Annotated in this window: 11 protein-coding genes; 7 read left to right on the top strand and 4 right to left on the bottom strand. The window is 40.1% G+C overall.

From position 1 onward, the window contains the following. Positions 1 to 6: 6 nt before the first annotated feature. Positions 7 to 2,076: a response regulator gene (locus ACYVIL_RS01290; RefSeq protein ID WP_460311449.1), complete on the bottom strand. Its 2,070-nt coding sequence runs from the start codon at positions 2,074 to 2,076 to the stop codon at positions 7 to 9. A 625-nt stretch (positions 2,077 to 2,701) separates the two neighbouring features. Between ACYVIL_RS01290 and ACYVIL_RS01285 the strand changes: the two genes are divergently transcribed. Together ACYVIL_RS01285 and ACYVIL_RS01280 are read left to right on the top strand one after the other, a co-directional pair. Continuing rightward, a complete protein-coding gene (locus ACYVIL_RS01285) occupies positions 2,702 to 3,610 on the top strand; it encodes an MlaA family lipoprotein (RefSeq protein ID WP_303474538.1) in 909 nt (302 codons plus the stop codon). Further along, a complete protein-coding gene (locus ACYVIL_RS01280; RefSeq protein ID WP_460311286.1) occupies positions 3,600 to 6,005 on the top strand; it encodes an efflux RND transporter permease subunit in 2,406 nt (801 codons plus the stop codon). Before ACYVIL_RS01285 ends, ACYVIL_RS01280 begins: the two co-directional genes overlap by 11 nt. 86 nt (positions 6,006 to 6,091) lie before the next feature. Here ACYVIL_RS01280 and ACYVIL_RS01275 read toward each other — a convergent pair whose 3' ends face one another. Both ACYVIL_RS01275 and ACYVIL_RS01270 read right to left on the bottom strand, forming a co-directional pair. After that, complete coding sequence (locus ACYVIL_RS01275; protein ID WP_460311285.1) at positions 6,092 to 6,658, bottom strand: hypothetical protein; 567 nt, start codon at positions 6,656 to 6,658, stop codon at positions 6,092 to 6,094. Between the two features lies 1 nt (position 6,659). After that, positions 6,660 to 7,664, bottom strand: coding sequence for a YHYH protein (locus tag ACYVIL_RS01270; protein WP_460311284.1), 1,005 nt, complete (start codon positions 7,662 to 7,664; stop codon positions 6,660 to 6,662). 628 nt (positions 7,665 to 8,292) lie between these two features. Here ACYVIL_RS01270 and ACYVIL_RS01265 point away from each other — a divergent pair. The 3 genes from ACYVIL_RS01265 to ACYVIL_RS01255 all read left to right on the top strand — a co-directional run bounded on the left by ACYVIL_RS01265 (position 8,293) and on the right by ACYVIL_RS01255 (position 12,574). Further along, positions 8,293 to 10,017 carry a purine-cytosine permease family protein gene (locus ACYVIL_RS01265; RefSeq protein ID WP_460311283.1) on the top strand — a complete coding sequence of 575 codons (1,725 nt, stop codon included), beginning with the start codon at positions 8,293 to 8,295 and terminating at the stop codon, positions 10,015 to 10,017. A 10-nt stretch (positions 10,018 to 10,027) separates the two neighbouring features. Then, entirely contained in the window at positions 10,028 to 11,542 is a 1,515-nt protein-coding gene (locus ACYVIL_RS01260) for a mannitol dehydrogenase family protein (protein WP_460311282.1), read from the top strand. 84 nt (positions 11,543 to 11,626) lie between these two features. Continuing rightward, the gene (locus ACYVIL_RS01255) at positions 11,627 to 12,574 is read left to right on the top strand and encodes a carbohydrate kinase family protein (RefSeq protein ID WP_303474532.1); all 948 of its coding nucleotides are present in this window, start codon (positions 11,627 to 11,629) and stop codon (positions 12,572 to 12,574) included. A gap of 83 nt (positions 12,575 to 12,657) precedes the next feature. Here the strand turns inward: ACYVIL_RS01255 and ACYVIL_RS01250 are convergent, their stop codons facing one another. Next, complete coding sequence (locus ACYVIL_RS01250; RefSeq protein ID WP_303474531.1) at positions 12,658 to 13,587, bottom strand: histone deacetylase family protein; 930 nt, start codon at positions 13,585 to 13,587, stop codon at positions 12,658 to 12,660. 69 nt (positions 13,588 to 13,656) lie between these two features. Between ACYVIL_RS01250 and ACYVIL_RS01245 the strand changes: the two genes are divergently transcribed. Together ACYVIL_RS01245 and ACYVIL_RS01240 are read left to right on the top strand one after the other, a co-directional pair. After that, the gene (locus ACYVIL_RS01245; RefSeq protein WP_460311281.1) at positions 13,657 to 16,335 is read left to right on the top strand and encodes a bifunctional acetate--CoA ligase family protein/GNAT family N-acetyltransferase; all 2,679 of its coding nucleotides are present in this window, start codon (positions 13,657 to 13,659) and stop codon (positions 16,333 to 16,335) included. A 197-nt stretch (positions 16,336 to 16,532) separates the two neighbouring features. After that, on the top strand, positions 16,533 to 17,402 hold the full coding sequence (locus tag ACYVIL_RS01240; protein ID WP_460311280.1) for a tetratricopeptide repeat protein: 870 nt from the start codon (positions 16,533 to 16,535) through the stop codon (positions 17,400 to 17,402). Positions 17,403 to 17,497 lie beyond the last annotated feature (95 nt).

The following is a 17,497-nucleotide window of genomic DNA, read 5'->3' as shown; positions in this document are numbered from 1 at the left end:
ATTCCCTCAATCTTTTAAGTACTTTTGGATCATGGTAATTAGTGACACTTTATCAATGGGTTTAGAGAGAAAGTCAGTCATCCCCGCATTTTTACACTTTTCTCTGTCCTCTACGTAAGCGTTAGCGGTGAGAGCAATAATGGGTTTAGTAAAGTTTAACTCCGCTTTTAACTTGCCCGTTGCGGTTAAGCCATCCATTACGGGCATTTGCAAGTCCATCAATATCAGGTCAAATTCTTCAAAAATGCATGCGTTAATGGCTTTTTCACCGTCGCCGACTATCGAAACATCGTAGCCTGCGGTTTCTAGCATCGTTTTCACTACCTCTGCATTTATTTCATTGTCTTCTGCGACTAAGATTTTAAACTTGTTTTGAGGTTGTACGATATTTGAACCTTGGCGCAAATGAATTTTTTGTAATTGTCGCAAATCAACTTCGAGTTCTTGTCTGAGGATAGGTTTCCCATGGGTACGCCATATTACTCTTCTCACATCATCAGAACATTCTAGATGTTCAATCATCGCCGATACTAAAATAATATAGGGCAGTTTGTCTGTGTTTCGGTTAACGAGTTCTTCAATTAAATCTACACCCGTCAAATCTGGCATAGATAAATCGACGATTAAAACATCGAATTCAGTATCGTCGACCTTTAAAAATTCCCTAGCTGAATCGAAAGACGATGTCACCAAGCCTTGTTGCTCAGCAATATGTTGAATATATTCTCGACTGGTGATTAAGTCATCCACTACTGCACATTTTAAATGAACTTCCGGATCGATGTTTTCAATTTTTTCATGATCTATTTCAATGGGGATGGATAATGTAAAGCAACTACCTTTGTCTATTTCACTACTTACCTGAAGTTTACCTTTCATTAAATCAGTCAATTGTTTGCTTATAGCTAAGCCCAGCCCAGAACCACCAAATAGTCTTGTTGTTGATTGTTCTGCTTGCTCAAACTTATTAAAAATAGACGCTAGTTTTTGCTGTTCAATGCCAATTCCGGTGTCCTTGACGTTAATCGACAACCAGTATTTTTTGTTTTCAATTTTCACCCCAGCAGTGAGTTTGACTGTTCCGGCTTCAGTAAACTTGATGGCATTATTTAATAGATTGTGCATGATTTGTGACAGGCGAGTGGGGTCACTTATGATGCGAGTAGGCAGACTTGTGGTCTTTCGAAAATCGAACGTTAAGTTTTTTATTCGACAGTTTGCCGATTGCACAGAAGATACATCATCGAATAGTTGGATTAAATCGAAAGACGTTCTCTCAATACGCAACTTGCCCGCTTCAATTTTAGACAGGTCGAGTACATCATTAATCAGTACTAATAATTGTTTTCCGGCACTTTTGGCTTTTTTTAGATAATCGTTGCTTTTGTTCGGGTTATCTATCGCCAGCTCTATCATGCCAAACAGCCCATTCATCGGGGTGCGCAGTTCATGGCTCATGCTGGCAAGGAATTCAGATTTTGCTTTGTTCGCCTCGTTTGCTTGCTGTTCTGATTTTTCAGATTGACGCAAGGCTTCACGAAGAGAGGCCATGGAGGTTTTTATTTTTGTTTCCATGGGGTGGAAAATTAGCAGCGCTTCAAGCACTAGTAGTATGAGCGTAAATAACCACAATCCTAATTCTATGTTCTCAACTCGCTCGACTCGTTCTCTGGCATCTAATTCAAACTCTTGTACGACTTTGTCTAAGTAAAAAAGCAGCTCGTCTGTTTGATTTGCATTAAAGTCTGCAGGAACCAATCCGCAGTTCTCATTTTGATTATTAAATTGCCGTGCTGCTGTTACATATTTTTGGGTCTTTGCATTTAATCCTGTTTCTCCAAAATATATTGCCCGTATTTTAGAAGGAAGCTTTGGCAGTTGAGTTAAATACGTTTGATTGCGCTCGAATTTTTCAATGGTGGATTGCAGCGTCTTATTTAATTCTGTCTGATTGGTTGGGCAGGTAGATAGGCGAGTAACAAAAAGCGCGATACGTTGGGATAGCATGCGTTGTTGACCCGCAATATTGACCACATAGGCATCATTCATTTGTGTTTTAAATATATACCGGAGCATCAACGCGGAAGTTGACACGGTAGCGCCCACCAGCAAAAGAGCCAGTATATATCGTATTCTTACACTTAAATGTTTATTAAATAAATTAATCAACAATGATAATGCTTGTTGTGGGAAGCGTTGCAGCTAGATTAAAGGGACTAGCGATAAATGCAATACTTAGTGAAGAATTTTACGCTAACAAGTTATTGAGTCTGCTATCACTAAAATGAAAAATACTGTTATTTAAATGAATAATAACCCTTTGAAAATAATTAAATAGTAAAAAAGAATCTGTAGTAATTTCTAATCTTGGGTAAGTTTTACACATTGTATTTTGGTGATTGCTCGTTATTTTTAATCCTTACTTTTCCTAATCGACCAAGACAGCGACGATTTATTGATTTTCGGGTTATCCATGAATCATCTCTTCAATACAGTCCAAACACCTGATCTAGGCCGTTAGCTGCCATATGATCCTCTAGTTGTACTACCAGCGTACATCATTAAACAGCAAGTTTTCGTTAGCAAACCTGAGGTATCACATTGTTTGGCAAGTAAATTGCTCTTGCAAGATAGTTTGCTTCGCTAAAATTGACTGACGCATAACTGATTTACATACCTTCTATTTATATGAGAGCACATTATGTTGGATTCAAATAAGCTAAATCCATTAGACACATTTATTAAACACTGCTGTTTGATCAGTTTCCTGATTGTCAGTGGATGTAGTTCCAACAACGCTGAACAAGTCGCTACGACACCGTCTAATAACCAAGAAGTTGTTATTAACACTTCCCAAGGCGAGCAGGTATTGACGCCTACCGTGGTGACCTATGATCCTGTAACTTTTGAGGATCCTTTAGAGTCCATCAATCGGCCTATATTTGCTTTTAATGATGTCGTGTATCGATATTTCCTCATTCCTGTCAGTAAAGGCTACGATGCGGTAGTGCCAGATCCTGTGCAAACTGGTATCGGTAATTTTTTCAGTAATTTACGAGAGCCACTTAATTTATTAAACAATTTAGCCCAAGGCGAAGGGAAAAAATCAGGTACTAATCTGGGACGGTTCTTGATTAACTCGACGGTGGGGCTGTTGGGTTTATTTGACCCCGCAGATGCTTGGTTTGATATGCCTGACGAAACTGCCACCATTGGTGATACTTTAGCTTCCTATGATGTTGGTTATGGCAACTACCTCGTGTTACCAATACTTGGACAGTCGGATTTCAGAAATGCTTTTTCTACCATAGGTGAAAGCCTCCTTAGCCCTGTTCATATTATTTCTGACTCGCCAGAATCTACCTATTTACAAGGACTCGATGGATTCAATGACTTTGTTCCTACTGCGCCATCCTATGAAGAGTTGCGCTTGGAATCCGATGATCCCTACACATTTTTTAGAAACATGTACCTGCAAAGTGTAGAAAGGGACGCGCAATTTGATGGTGCGGTTCAACAACTTTCTCCATCGCCGGCAAACAGTGAAAAAAATCGTCATCAAGGCAAAAACGTAGATCATCAGCAGGAGACGAATAGCAGTGAAAAGTAACTTAGCACAACTGTTGATCCGCCAAAGTAAATGGATTTTGCTCACCTTTATTATATTAGGAGTAGTGTCTGCTTATTTTGCCCAACGCTTCCGCATTGATGCTTCTGCAGAGACTTTATTGGTCAAAGATAACCAGCTTTATATTCAGTCACAGATCATGAGCCAACAATTTTCACCTGATGAATTTATCTTGGTGGCTTACAAACCAAAAAATCATGACCTGTTTTCAGCTAAAACCTTTCAGCAAATTGAGCAACTCAGTGAAGCTTTCACAAAGCTGCCTAGAGTCAAATCTGTGACGAATATTCTCAATGTTCCGCTGCTCAGCAATGCCAGTTCGTTGAATGCCGATTTGGATCCAAATCAATACAGTTGGCAATCTGTGAAATATTCACCCCAGCAAATGCAGCAGGTCTTTAAAGACCATCCTTTATTCACTGACTTGTTGGTAAATAAAGAGCAAACAGCGACAGCAATTCAAATTGTATTCGAAAAGAATCCGCAATTAGTTGAGATTCAGAATCAGATTATTAATATCCAAAAAAAAGCGCTGGAAAGGGAGTTAACCGAAAAAGAGCAGGAAGATGTATATGAGCTTAAAGCCCAGGCTGATCCTATTGAGCAAGAACTGAAAGTTCAGCGTAAACAAGAAATAGATAAGATTTATGAGATGACTCATGATTATCAGCAAGATGCCAATTTCTATTTAGGCGGAGCCTATGTCTTGGGTCAGCAGATGATTGATATTATTCAACGTGATCTCCTGTTGTTTGGCAGTGCCATTGGTATCGCCATTGTGGTGATGTTATTTGTTTTATTTCGTCGGATCCGCTGGGTGGTATTACCGGTGATTTCCTGTGGCTTAAGCGTGTTAATGACGGTGGGCATTTTTGGTTTATTGGATCTGCGAACCACGGTGATATCCTCTAATTTTATTGCTTTGCAGCTTATTCTCACTCTAGCAGTGATGATTCATTTAATTGTTGAATATCGACAGCTAGCTCAAAAGTATAATCAAGACAGCCAATCTCAGTTACTCGAAAAAACCCTAAAAAACAAGTTTAAGCCTTGTCTTTATGCTGGACTCACTACTTCTGTTGGCTTCGGCTCTTTACTGTTTAGCGGGATTCAACCGGTGGTGAGCTTTGGTTGGATGATGATAGTGGCCATGGGTATTTCAATTTTAGTTAGCTTGTTACTCTTTCCTGCATTTCTGTCTGTGTTATCCCATAAAGATGAAAGCGGTGAAAATAGAGTTACTCAATTTATCATTAAGGGCTTCACCGGCCTAAGTCTGAATTATGCGAAACCCATTGCGTTATTCAGTTTACTGCTGGTGGCTATATCTGTGGTTGGCATCACGCGATTGGATGTGGAAAACAGTTTTTTAAACTATTTTAAAGAATCAACGCAAGTTCGTCAGGAGTTGACCTTTATTGATCAAGAGTTTGGCGGCTCTACACCAATGGATGTGGTTTATACCATTCCACCTGAACAGCAGGATCAACAGTTAGCTTTAACGGCTGAATCAATTCAAAGCCTACAAAAAATACAAGCAGTGTTAACCAGTTTTGATGCCATGGGAAATGTAACCTCGGTATTTAATTTCACTGAATTAGCGATGGCAATAAATGATAACAAACCCCTTACCGAATACGAATTAACGGCAATCTATACTTTGCTGGATGAATCCCTTAAAGATAAATTGTTAGGTGCTTATTTTGATCCAGAAACAAACCAATTAAGAATCAGTACACGAATAAAAGACAGCACAAAAGAGTTTAACCGAGCTGAGTTTTTGCAGGATCTCAAAGCCGATATGCAAACAATTGGTATTGATGAACAAGACTACTTAGTTACCAACCTTTTTGTTCTTTACCAAGATATATTGCAGCGCTTGTTCAAGTCGCAAATACTGACCTTAGGATTCGTGTTTATTGCCTTGTTCTTAGTGCTTTTGGCAATATTTCGCTCCATAAAAATTGCCTTAATCGCTGTTATTCCTAACATATTAACGACCCTGAGTATTTTAGGTGTCATGGGACTACTCGGTATCCCATTGGATTTAATGACTATAACCATATCGGCCATAGCGATGGGGATTGCGGTAGATGATACTATTCACTTTATTCATCGTTATCTTGAAGCGGGCAAAAACCGTGAAGCTAAAGAAAACACAGCATCAGAGCACGCCATCATAGCTACCTTCAATAGCGTTGGTTATGCATTGTTGTTTACCACAACTATCATTACCTTGGGTTTTGCATTGCTGAGTTTTTCTGATTTTGTGCCGAGTATATTGTTTGGTCTGCTGACTGGGCTAGCAATGTTAATGGCGTTGTTAACCGACTCAACGTTGTTGCCGGTGTTACTCAAGCGCTTTGTAAAAAATTAGCTTAATAGTACAGTCTAATTGTGTGCGGGGAGTGAGACTCCCTGCTGATCATTGATACTAAACTATTAGGGAATAAAGACCGCAATCTAAAACGAGTTAAACAAAATTGCAGAAGAAGCTTTTGGCGTTAATTCAAACGTATGTTTTTGACGTTTTGCATCACGCTTTGCGGTTACTTCTATGTTTTTTTCACCGCTGTCTTTGCCATATATATCAACATGAAAAATTAACTTGTCAGTGGCGTTTTTAATTGTGTACTTTCCCATGATGATCAGTTGCGTCAACGATTGGGTTTTATCATGATGATCAGCTACTGGTGAAAGTAGAAGTGACTCTAAACTAAAACTTTGTTGGCTATCAGATAGCATCACTCCCTGATTGATTTGTCGTGTAATAGCTTCTCGTTGATGATTAAATTCAATCATTGTTACTTTACCATCTTCGTCGTTGTCGATACGTTCAAAACCAGAAATGGGCAGTGATAGCACCATATAAATTTCGTCGTCTATAATATTTAAAGTACCGTGTTGAGCAACCATTAAGTGGGCATGCACTGGTTGTAATATACAGAAGCAAAGTAACATAAAGCCTAAAAATAAGACTGCGGGTGATTTGCTATTGCTTTCAGTTGTAATGGCTTCCATATCTAACATGTTATAGAGCTCCTTTTATACAGCGTTGAAAAAACGGATAGGTATCAGTGGCGAAATAGTGATAAATACCTTCCGGAAATTCCGGGGTAACACCAATACGACCATTACATTCATCTAAGTCACCTGAACCTTCAACATATTCCCAATCTTGTAAGAAAGTACCAAGAGGATAGGTGTCAGTAGAGGGGCGACTGTCACTGACAGAATCCACCAATTGGTAGCTTCCTGTCATAATTGCTAGTTCTGATTCGGCGTCAGTAGCATCACTAAAGCCATAGCGAGCATAAATTGGGAAGCCATCTGCCGCCCAACCAATTAGGGTCATAGAATTGCTATTTCCGTTTTGAAGATCAATAAAACCTTCAGGCATTCCGTGATAGTGGTATGCACCATCAGGTTGCACATGCGCGTTATTGTCATCGGTACCAAAATCAAACACAGTTTGGCTCAATGCTTCTATATTCCAATTGCCACTGTTGTTACCTAGGCTGCATGATTCTCCAGAATCGTCACAACTTCCGCCAGTTCCTGCGTCAATTTTGATTCCATTGAGTACATATCCAACCGCTCCTCTGGAGCCACCAAGTTGCGTCGCTTGGGTGGTCTCTGTAGGTGCTAACGTGTAGCTCACAGACACTGATTGTTCGGAAATCGTATTGGGATTGTCAGGGTTCGGGAAAGTACCTACAACGTGGTCGGGAATACCATTGGCGGTAAGGCTTCGATTTGTGCCATCGCAACTCCAGTCAGCATAACTGGTGGCGGAGACTGATTCTGAGTCGTTGTATTCATTATAAAAATAAGTACAGAGCACACCATCGGTTGAGTCGCTTGAATATGCCGTTCCGTTGTCATTACCCGCAGTATCTTGGTCGGAAGACGTTTCCTCTGAATTTTGCTCAGTTGTGTCGCTGCTCTCGCCATTGCATGCCGATAACCAGCATGCTAGTGCTGATACGATCAGTAAATTTACCGAACAAGTTTTTAACCATTTTAGCTTTACCATCAGTCAGATTCCTAAAAGTTTACGATTGTGGGTAATCATGAATCGCCATAATTCTTGTTCCCTGAGTATAAAAAACCAATGTGCAGAAACGGTGCACAAATCGCGAAATGAATGTGGAAGTTACTAAAAACGTGGATTAAAAGTTATGAAACGCAATATTTCGTAGCCAGATGGCATATACAACTTTCTATATTTTTGTTACGAATTAAATTTTTAACATTCAATTCATCAAAGTTAATTAACATTCAAGCGGTTAGTTAAGAGCAGTTGGTATACAGGTTTATTCTATTTTTAAAATGTTTAACCTATTGAATATTATCGACTATATTTTAAATTTTTGGTGTGTTTTAAACCTGTCGGGTGGATTTTTAACTTTAACAAAATAATAAACACTCCACTTTTTTAGCTTATTTAATTAACAATATATTGACCTTTGTAGATAGTTTGTGGGAATATGCCCACATAGTGAGCATATGCGCATATTTGGTGTTTTCAATTGAGAACGCGAAATGATAACTAAGTCGAATCGAATCAAAATAACAATGCGATATTTTAATTATTATATTGATTCATGAATTTTTTAGGGCCCAACTCGCCCACAATTACAACTTAATAACAGGTAATAATTATGACACCTGATAAATATGAAATTAGTTTAGATACTGTTGATGAAGAACAATTACCTATTCCTAAACATAAGTTAAAGGGATGGACGCATTTTTTAGGTTTATATGCAGGTGAGCATGTTGCAGCGACGGAATTTGTTATTGGGGCTACCTTTGTTGCCCTTGGCGCTACCATGTCAGATATTCTACTTGGTTTATTAATAGGTAACATTCTTGCCGTGTTAAGTTGGACCTTAATAACCACTCCCATTGCCATTGAAACGCGTTTGAGCTTATACACCTACTTGCAAAAAATAGCTGGTAATTCAATGACTACCCTCTATAACTGGGTCAATGTGGTTATTTTTACGGTTATCTCCGCGGCTATGATTACTGTTTCTGCCACTGCGGTGCGATTTGCTTTGAATATTCCTGCGCAACTAGATTGGTACCCCACTAATTTGTGGTTTGTCTGTGTTGTCTTGGCGGTAGGAACAATTGTGGTTTTAGTTGCCATGTACGGCTTTACAGCAGTCTCAAATTTCTCACGAATTTGCGCACCTTGGTTGTTTGTTATGTTTGTGTGTGGTCCTTTAGTTCTGCTACCTGCCCTGTCTCAACACGTGTTGGGTGATACAAGTTTAAGCGGCTGGGCCGATTTTATGGAAATTGGCAGTTTGTCGGTATGGACAGGTTTAAATGCAAATGGCGAACCCGGAATTGGTTTACTTGAAGTTATTGGTTTCTCATGGGCGGCTAATACCATAACCCATGTAGGCCTAATTGATATGGCACTATTGCGTTATGCGAAAAAACGCGCTTATGGTTTATGTACTTCTGCAGGTATGTTGTTTGGCCATTATATTGCTTGGATCTCTGCTGGTATTATGGGAGCAGGTACTGCGGTAATTGTTAAAAAATCAATTATTGAATTAGATCCAGGTGACGTGGCGTTTCAAGCTCTGGGCTTATCTGGCCTTGTTATCGTTATTGTGGCTGGATGGACAACAGCGAATGCAAACCTCTATCGCTCAGGCTTAGCTGCTCAAGCTATCTTCAAAAATCAATCAAGAAATAAAACCACGTTAATTGTTGGAATTGTGGCAGTGATTATCGCTTGTTTCCCATTTGTGTTTAACAAAATGCTGCCGCTATTGACCTATGCTGGTTTATTAGTCGTGCCAGTTGGGGCGATTGTGTTTGCTGAACATTTTATCTTTCCACGTATTGGCTTTACGCGTTATTGGGTGACGTTCAGAAACCTTACTCACAGTGTACCTGCAGTGGCGTCCTGGGGACTTGGTTTAACTTTTGGGTTTGGTTTAAATGCCCTTGATATTCTGTCGTTCTATTATTTATTCATCCCCACTTGGTTCTTTACTACCTTGTGCTATATCGTGCTGGCAAAATATCATGGCGCGTCTGAAGAGTATCCTCATGAGCAACAGAAAATGGAAGCCTTTGAGCAACGCGTAGAAGAGTATCAAACTCAACAAGCTGACCTTGAGCCGGAAGTGCATATTGATACTAGCTTATTCTCTAAAGTGCTTCAGTTTGTGTCTATTGGCAGTTTGCTAATCACTACTTTGTTTGCAATAAACACCATGTTTTTCAGCTCAGGAATACCTGCTTATGAAGCTAATCGAGATTTATTCCAAACTGTAGGGTTTATTTGCACCATCATTTATTTCATCACTGCATATTGGAATATGCAGCGTAAAAAACAATTAGCTGCGCAAGCGCAATAGGGGAAGGTTAATGAATACTCAATCCAAACTTCGTCTTAATGAACAAAACCTTCATCAATTGCCAAGTACTATTTCGGTGCCCAATTATGATCGCAAAAACGTTCAAGCAGGTATAGTACATGTGGGTGTGGGCGGCTTTCACCGCTCCCACGAAGCCTATTATACTGACGAATATATGAATCAAACAGGTGATCTAAATTGGGGGATTTGCGGGGTCGGATTAAGAGATGCCGATCGTAAAATGAAATCGATTCTCGAACAGCAAGATTATCTTTATACGTTAATTGTCAAACATCCTAATGGGACCATTGAAAACCAAGTTATAGGTTGCATGACCGATTTCTTGTTAGGGTGTGATGAGCCAAATGCGGTCATTCAAAAAATGGCAGATGCCAGTACTAAGATTGTTTCACTGACGATTACTGAAGGGGGATATAACTTTAACCCTGCGACAAATGAATTTGACTTTGATAATCCAGATGTCATCCATGATCTCGCTAATCCGCACACGCCTCGATTAGTATTTGGGTTTTTAACCGCGGCACTCAAGCTTCGTATGGAGAGGGGATTAGCGCCTTTTACTGTGCAATCTTGTGACAATATTCAACACAATGGTGATGTTGCCCGCAAAATGCTGTTGGCCTATAGCCAAAAAGTTGATCTAGAGCTGGCAAAATGGATTGAACAGGAAGTCCCGTTCCCAAATGCAATGGTTGACCGTATTACACCCGTCACTACATCAGCAGATATTGACTATTTAAGCTCAGAGTTGAGCTTGCAAGATGAATGGCCTGTTACTTGCGAACCTTTTCATCAATGGATCGTTGAGGATAAATTTAGCGTCGGCAGACCGCAGTGGCAAAAGGTAGGTGCGCAATTTGTGCCGGATGTCACACCCTACGAAAACATGAAAATAAGATTACTAAATGCGGGCCATTCGGTATTGGGGATTTTGGGTTCCATTCATGGCTTTGAAACCATAGACGAAAGCGTAAAGGATCCGACTTTTAGTCAGTTCTTGCAATTATTTATGGATACTGAGGTCACGCCAATTTTGCCTCCGGTTGATGGCATTGATTTAGATGATTATAAGCAAACTCTACTTCAGCGTTTTGCTAATCCGAATATCAAAGATCATTTAACCCGCATTTGTTCAGAAAGCGCTTCTAAACTCGCTACCTTTTTGATCCCCACGATTAATGACAATCTGCAAAATAAAGGTAATATTGAGTGTGCTACATTAGTGTTGGCTGCATGGTGTTACTACAGCGATAAGCAAACTAACCGTCATAATAAAGAGATCACAATCATAGATGTGATGTCGGAAGATTTGCACATCGCTGCTGCTAAATATTCACTAAATCCTGACGCATTTCTGCAACTCACTTCAATTTTTGGTGATTTAAACAAAAATCAAGATTTCTTAGATATTTATAGAAAACAGACTAAACAGATTTATTCAGACGCAAATATCAAAAAGCACATGCAATGCATTGTGGACAACGCTACGTTAGCCGTGTCTTAAGGTATTAGAGTTATTATTTGTACTATTGCCAAAGGTCGTCTAGTTTTAGTCGACTTGGCTCATTTTTAGAAATTTGGAGTGATTATGGCTAATCCTAAAGTGGCTGTATTTGGTGAAGCGTTGTTTGACATGATTCAGCAGCAAGATGGTAGTTATCAACCCTTCATTGGCGGCTCACCGTTCAATGTCGCCCGAAGCTTCGTGAAGCAAGACATTAACTGCTCTTATTTATCACCTATTTCCACGGATTATTTGGGTGAAAAAATCCTCAGTTCAGTGACAAGCGAAGGAATTCAAATTCCCGACAATAACCGTTCGGAAAAGAATACGTCATTGGCATTGGTTTACAAAGCCGAAGACGGCAAGCCTAGCTATCGTTTATATCGAAAGTGCGTAGCAGATCTGGATATCACCTCGGAAAAATTATTGTCAATGTTGCCAGAGGATCTAGAGCTTTTTCATACCGGTTCCCTTGCCATAGTGCCCGAAATGTTGGAAGTGCTGATCCCTGTTATTACCACCCTTAAATCTCGCGGTGTGAAAATCAGTATTGATGTGAATGTGCGTAAAGGGGTTGAAGTTAATCATCACCAATATGTAGCCTCAATTTGGCGGTTTGTCGAGTTTGCCGATATCGTCAAAGTGAGTGATGAAGATCTTGAACTCAAAGGCCTTTATGGTAAACCTGAATTTCATGCCAAATCTATGTTAGATAGAATGGAAAATGGCATGGTAGTGTTAACTTTGGGTGAAGGTGGTTCTCATTTAATCACTGACAAACACAATTTATTTCAAGCTGTTCATAAACCTGCGGTGTTTGGTGACACGGTAGGGGCTGGAGATACTTTCTTCTCTGCCATGCTTGCTAGATTATTAAAAAATAATGCGCTTTCTCCATCTGCTGAAGAAAGTACGTTGAAGGATGGTTTGAGGTTTGGTGCGGTCGCTGCGGGTTTAAATGTTGAAAAGATAGGTTGCAATCCGCCTACATTCGAAGAAGTTGAAACCCTGATAAAAACCTTACAAGATTAATTACCCGGTTTCATACGTATTCAGGGTAGCTACAAAGTCACGTTTTTGTGGTTACCCAATTAATCCATCAAGTTGTCTATTGTCTATATTTTCATCAAAGCTTTAATATGTGCTATTGCTCCCGTTCTTAGTGCCGGTAAGCTATAGCCTCCCTCCAAGAATGAGACTATTTTGCCGTCGCAACAGCTCTCGGCAATATCCACAAGTTGCTGAGTTAACCAACTATAATCAGAATCTAATAAGTCCCAATCTGCCATGGGATCACTATGGTGACCGTCAAAACCAGCGGAGATCAGAATTAATTCGGGTTTAAACTTTTTCAATTCGGGTAGTACTCGTTCAGTATAACATTGACGAAATGCCGTGGAGTCTGTACCTGCTGGTAACGGGTAATGCAGGCAATTTTCGGCGGCCTTTTCAGGTATAGTGAACGGGTAAAAAGGATATTGATAGGAAGATAAAAATAGTATTTTGGGATCATCTTTCAAAATATCTTCAGTGCCATTTCCGTGATGTACATCAAAGTCTAGAATGGCAATACGTGTAAGATTATATTGTTGTTTAGCATAGGTAGCAGCGACTGCAATATTGTTAAAAAAGCAGAATCCCATAGCTTGTTTTTTTTCAGCATGATGGCCTGGAGGCCGAACAGCACAAAATGCATTTTTAAATTGATGGTTGAATAAACCGTCAATAGCAACTATACCTGCACCAGCAGAGAATAAAGCGGCCTCAAAAGATGCATGATTCATTTTAGTATCATCATCTATGGGAAAGTACTGGCCTTTTACCGGTGAAAATTGTTCAATCAGTTCAACATGGTTTGGTGTGTGAGTTTCTTTTAACAGATCCTTAGACACTTTTTGAGAAGGGATATTCAGTATGAAGTCTGCTAATCCAAATTGGATTAAACCGTCTTGAATGGCATGCAAGCGAGCAGCACTTTCAGGGTGTTCATCTCCCATTTCATGGAGTAAACATTTAGGATGTGTAATAAAAGCCGTTGAAGACATAAAATAACCCTATTAGTTGTATGGGATAATAGTAACAAAACAATCGCGTCAACATTTAAGAGATTTTAAATGAAACATTATTTACATTCGTTTTTTTCCCCAAGTTCGATTGCTTTGTTCGGTGCCAGCGAGCGTGAATCAACGATCGGAAAGACGGTATCACTAAATTTAACCTCGGGTACCTTTAAAGGGCCAATTTATTTCATTAATCCTCGGCATGCAGAAGTGTTAGGGCAACGTTGTTTTAAGAGCATTTCAGAGATCCATCAGCCCATAGAGCTGGCTATTGTTGCAGCACCAGCGTCAGTGACCAATGACATTATAGACGCCTGCGGAAAACACGGTGTAAAAGCAGTGATTATTTTGTCGGCGGGGTTTGGGGAAGCTAATGAAGAGGGCAAAAAACTTGAACAAGCAGTGCAACACACTGCTAAAAAACATAAAATTCGTCTTATCGGTCCTAATTGTTTAGGTGTGGCTCGTCCAATAACGGGTCTTAATGCAACGTTTCATAGTGGCGACATCCATAAGGGAAGTTTAGCCGTCGTATCTCAATCAGGTGCTTTGTGTACGTCTATTCTGGACTGGGCTAAGTCTCGTAAATTAGGTTTCTCTGCAGTTGTGTCTATTGGCTGTGCTGCAGACGTACAATTTGGTGAATTACTCGATTACCTAACTTACGATTCACAAACCAAAAGTATTCTTTTGTATATTGAGGGTATCAATCATGCCCGCTCGTTTATAAGCGAGTTGAAACGTGCGTCTCGGGTGAAGCCGGTATTGGTCCTAAAAGTTGGCCGCCACAACAAAGGTACCATGGCAGCGCAAATGCACACTGGTGTTACCTCGGGGGAAGATGACGTATTTAATGCCGTATTACGTCAGGCAGGTGCTGTAAGAGGCTATCGGGTGTTTGATCTGTTTGTGGGGGCGACTGTATTGTCAACCAACAAGCGCCTTGCCGGTGAGAATCTCGCGATTATCACCAATGGCGGTGGACCAGGAGCCATTGCCGCGGACCGCGCTACGGATCTAAATTTGAATTTAATTTCGTTAAGTGACGATACGCAAACTCAATTAAATGAATTGCTCCCGGCCAATTGGTCGAAAGATAACCCCATCGATATTATTGGAGACGCTCCTCCAGAACGGTATCAACAAACTTTGTCCATTTGTCTAAAAGATAAAAATATGCACGGTATTGTTGTCCTTTTATCTCCCCAGTCTATGACTGAACCTTTGCAAGTCGCCAAGGAAATTGTAAGCGCCTCTAAAGCTTCTTCAAAAGTCATTATTTGCTGTTTTATGGGCGGGGAAATGCTGCAGGAGGCAAGAACATTTCTTGAAGACAATCAAGTGCCTACATTTAATACTCCGGAAGCGGCAATTGAGGCGTTTTCATATTTACGTAACTTTACGCGAAACCAACGGCTATTGTTGCAAGCCCCAGAGCCATTGCAAGAAGAGGAAAAAGTAAATACGGAAGATGCTAAATCAATCATTGAGGGGGCGTTAAACGAAGGGCGCTCAGTTTTGACAGATTTAGAGTCAATGGCAATCCTTGATTCGTACCATATTTCTACAACACGGGCTAGTTTGGCACACAATTTAGATGAAGCGATCATGCTTGCCAAATCCATCGGTTTTCCTGTTGTGATGAAAGTTTACAGTAAAACCATTTCACATAAATCTGACGTTGGGGGGGTGAGATTAGGTATTTCAAATGTGGAAGCGGTTAAAAATGCTTATCAGGATATTATTGATTCGGTGTCCGAGTACTTCCCCGAAGCAGAAATAGATGGCGTTACTGTAGAAGCTATGTACATTAAAAAACGCAGCAGAGAGGTGTTGGTTGGCATATCCAATGACACCGTTTTTGGCCCGATTATTACGTTTGCAGCGGGGGGCATCGCATCAGAAATTATGGGTGATCGCGAAGTTGCTATCCCACCACTTAATAAAACCCTCGCCCGTGAGTTGATGAACAATACCCGTATTGCCAAAATGCTAGGCTCATTTAGACAACTTCCTCAATGTAATATGGGGGCCATTGAGCATGTTCTATTGCGTCTATCTGAAATGGCTTGTGAGCTTCCTTGGATTAAAGAACTGCAAATTAATCCGCTGGTGGTAGATGAATATGACGCTATTGCTTTAGATGCTAAAATTTTGATTGCTGAGCACTCGCAGACTGGGCGTTATGATCATATGGCAATTCATCCCTACCCTATGGAATTGGCGACAACAGAAATGCTCAGTTCTGGCGTGGAATTAGAAATTCGGCCCATTAGACCTGAGGATGCTAATCTAGAACGTCAATTTGTGAGCTCATTATCGCCTACAGCTAAGTATTTCCGTTTTATGCAAAGCATTAAAGAATTGCCACAAAGCATGTTAGTTAGATTTACTCAAATCGATTACGATCTTGAGATGGCGCTACTGGCTGTAGTGAGCAGTGGCAAGATGGAACGGGAAATAGGCGTTGCTCGATATATTACCAATATTGATAAAGTAAGTTGCGAATTTGCGGTAGTGGTGGCCGACGATTGGCATCGTAAAGGCATTGCCGTGCGTTTGATGAAGGCACTAATAGAAAGTGCCAAACAAAAAGGATTGGAACGTATGGAAGGCATGGTTTTAGCTGAGAATACCGGTATGTTGGGTTTTTGCGAAAGTCTAGGTTTTGACATCAAACGAGATACTGAAGATCGGTCTATTTTTAATGTAGTGAAATATCTTCAGCAATAGTCTGGGCAGAAACCCCCTGATTGACTTTGTATAATAAATTAACAGATGACAACTATTTTATAACAGTCCATAGTATTAAAAACTTAAGTACAACTACTATTAGTAAGGTATTGTAATGTCGATAACCTGTTGTACTGTCGAGTTAAATAGTTTGTGTATGAATTAGTCATTATTAAATAACATGGAGAGTGTTAACTATGTTTAGTCAGCTCAAAAAGATTGTATTAGTTGTAAGTGTCATCGTATTTGCACCTGTTTCATTGGCCTTTGATTTCAAAGAGTGCAGTGAAGAGCATTGTGTTAAAACCTTTAAGGAATTCAAAAAATATTCTAAAAAAGGCCATCCCAGTGCGATGGAAGCATTGGGCAATTTTTATATTACCGGGTACGGCACCGAAAAAAGTACTTCTAGGGCCCTTAGGATGTACAAAAAGGCGGCCAAGTGGAATCAGGCAACTGCCCAATATAAAGCCGGGTTAATGTATATATCACAAGCGACAGATGATGATCCAAGTAGGGGGATCAGTTACCTCAAAAAGGCCGCTAAAAACAAAGTATATGAGGCTGCTTATGTTCTTGGTGTTGTTTATATTGAAGGGGAAATAGTCGAGAAGGACTATGATGAAGCAAAGGAATGGTTAACTTTAGCGTCAGAAAATAACCTGCATAAAGCGAGTTATTTGTTGGGCCAGATGTATGACAATCAATTTTTTGGAGCAGAGCAACAAGACAAATCCACTGCTTATTACAACAAGGCGGCATACAAAGTTGAAGCGGCTAGAGAAAGACTTACTGAATTAAACCTTCCCATGCCTCCGGGCAGCGATGATAGTATTGAACGTATTGTCGTGACCCCGCAAGATTTACAGCATTTCTTTATTGATCAATTAGAAATATTGCGCCATACACAAGCTCCTAAAGTAGGAACTGGAAGCCGTATTTCTGGCCAAACTTGTGCAAAAATGATGTCTTGTAACTCCGTTGTTGGAGAAGATGCACAGCGGATGCACACTGAAATGCAACGTGCTATTGGAATGCTTATCGCTAGTAAATTCAGATTAGAATAAAGCGAGTTCACTTTTTGCGGTATGAATCGCTTTCTAGAAAGCGATTCATACCGCAAAAACACATCCAAGTTGTTGATATTATAATCACTATTAAC

Source organism: Aliiglaciecola aliphaticivorans (genome assembly GCF_054782055.1).
The sequence above is the reverse complement of the archived record's forward strand: the minus strand, read 5'-3'. Positions and strand labels throughout refer to the sequence as shown.

Excerpts from the sequence above, each read along its gene's own strand:
- ACYVIL_RS01290 (WP_460311449.1), bottom strand. The coding sequence starts at position 2,076 with ATGCTCCGGTATATATTTAAAACACAAATGAATGATGCCTATGTGGTC.
- ACYVIL_RS01285 (WP_303474538.1), top strand. The coding sequence starts at position 2,702 with ATGTTGGATTCAAATAAGCTAAATCCATTAGACACATTTATTAAACAC.
- ACYVIL_RS01275 (WP_460311285.1), bottom strand. The coding sequence starts at position 6,658 with ATGTTAGATATGGAAGCCATTACAACTGAAAGCAATAGCAAATCACCC.
- ACYVIL_RS01270 (WP_460311284.1), bottom strand. The coding sequence starts at position 7,664 with ATGGTAAAGCTAAAATGGTTAAAAACTTGTTCGGTAAATTTACTGATC.
- ACYVIL_RS01265 (WP_460311283.1), top strand. The coding sequence starts at position 8,293 with ATGACACCTGATAAATATGAAATTAGTTTAGATACTGTTGATGAAGAA.
- ACYVIL_RS01260 (WP_460311282.1), top strand. The coding sequence starts at position 10,028 with ATGAATACTCAATCCAAACTTCGTCTTAATGAACAAAACCTTCATCAA.
- ACYVIL_RS01255 (WP_303474532.1), top strand. The coding sequence starts at position 11,627 with ATGGCTAATCCTAAAGTGGCTGTATTTGGTGAAGCGTTGTTTGACATG.
- ACYVIL_RS01250 (WP_303474531.1), bottom strand. The coding sequence starts at position 13,587 with ATGTCTTCAACGGCTTTTATTACACATCCTAAATGTTTACTCCATGAA.
- ACYVIL_RS01245 (WP_460311281.1), top strand. The coding sequence starts at position 13,657 with ATGAAACATTATTTACATTCGTTTTTTTCCCCAAGTTCGATTGCTTTG.
- ACYVIL_RS01240 (WP_460311280.1), top strand. The coding sequence starts at position 16,533 with ATGTTTAGTCAGCTCAAAAAGATTGTATTAGTTGTAAGTGTCATCGTA.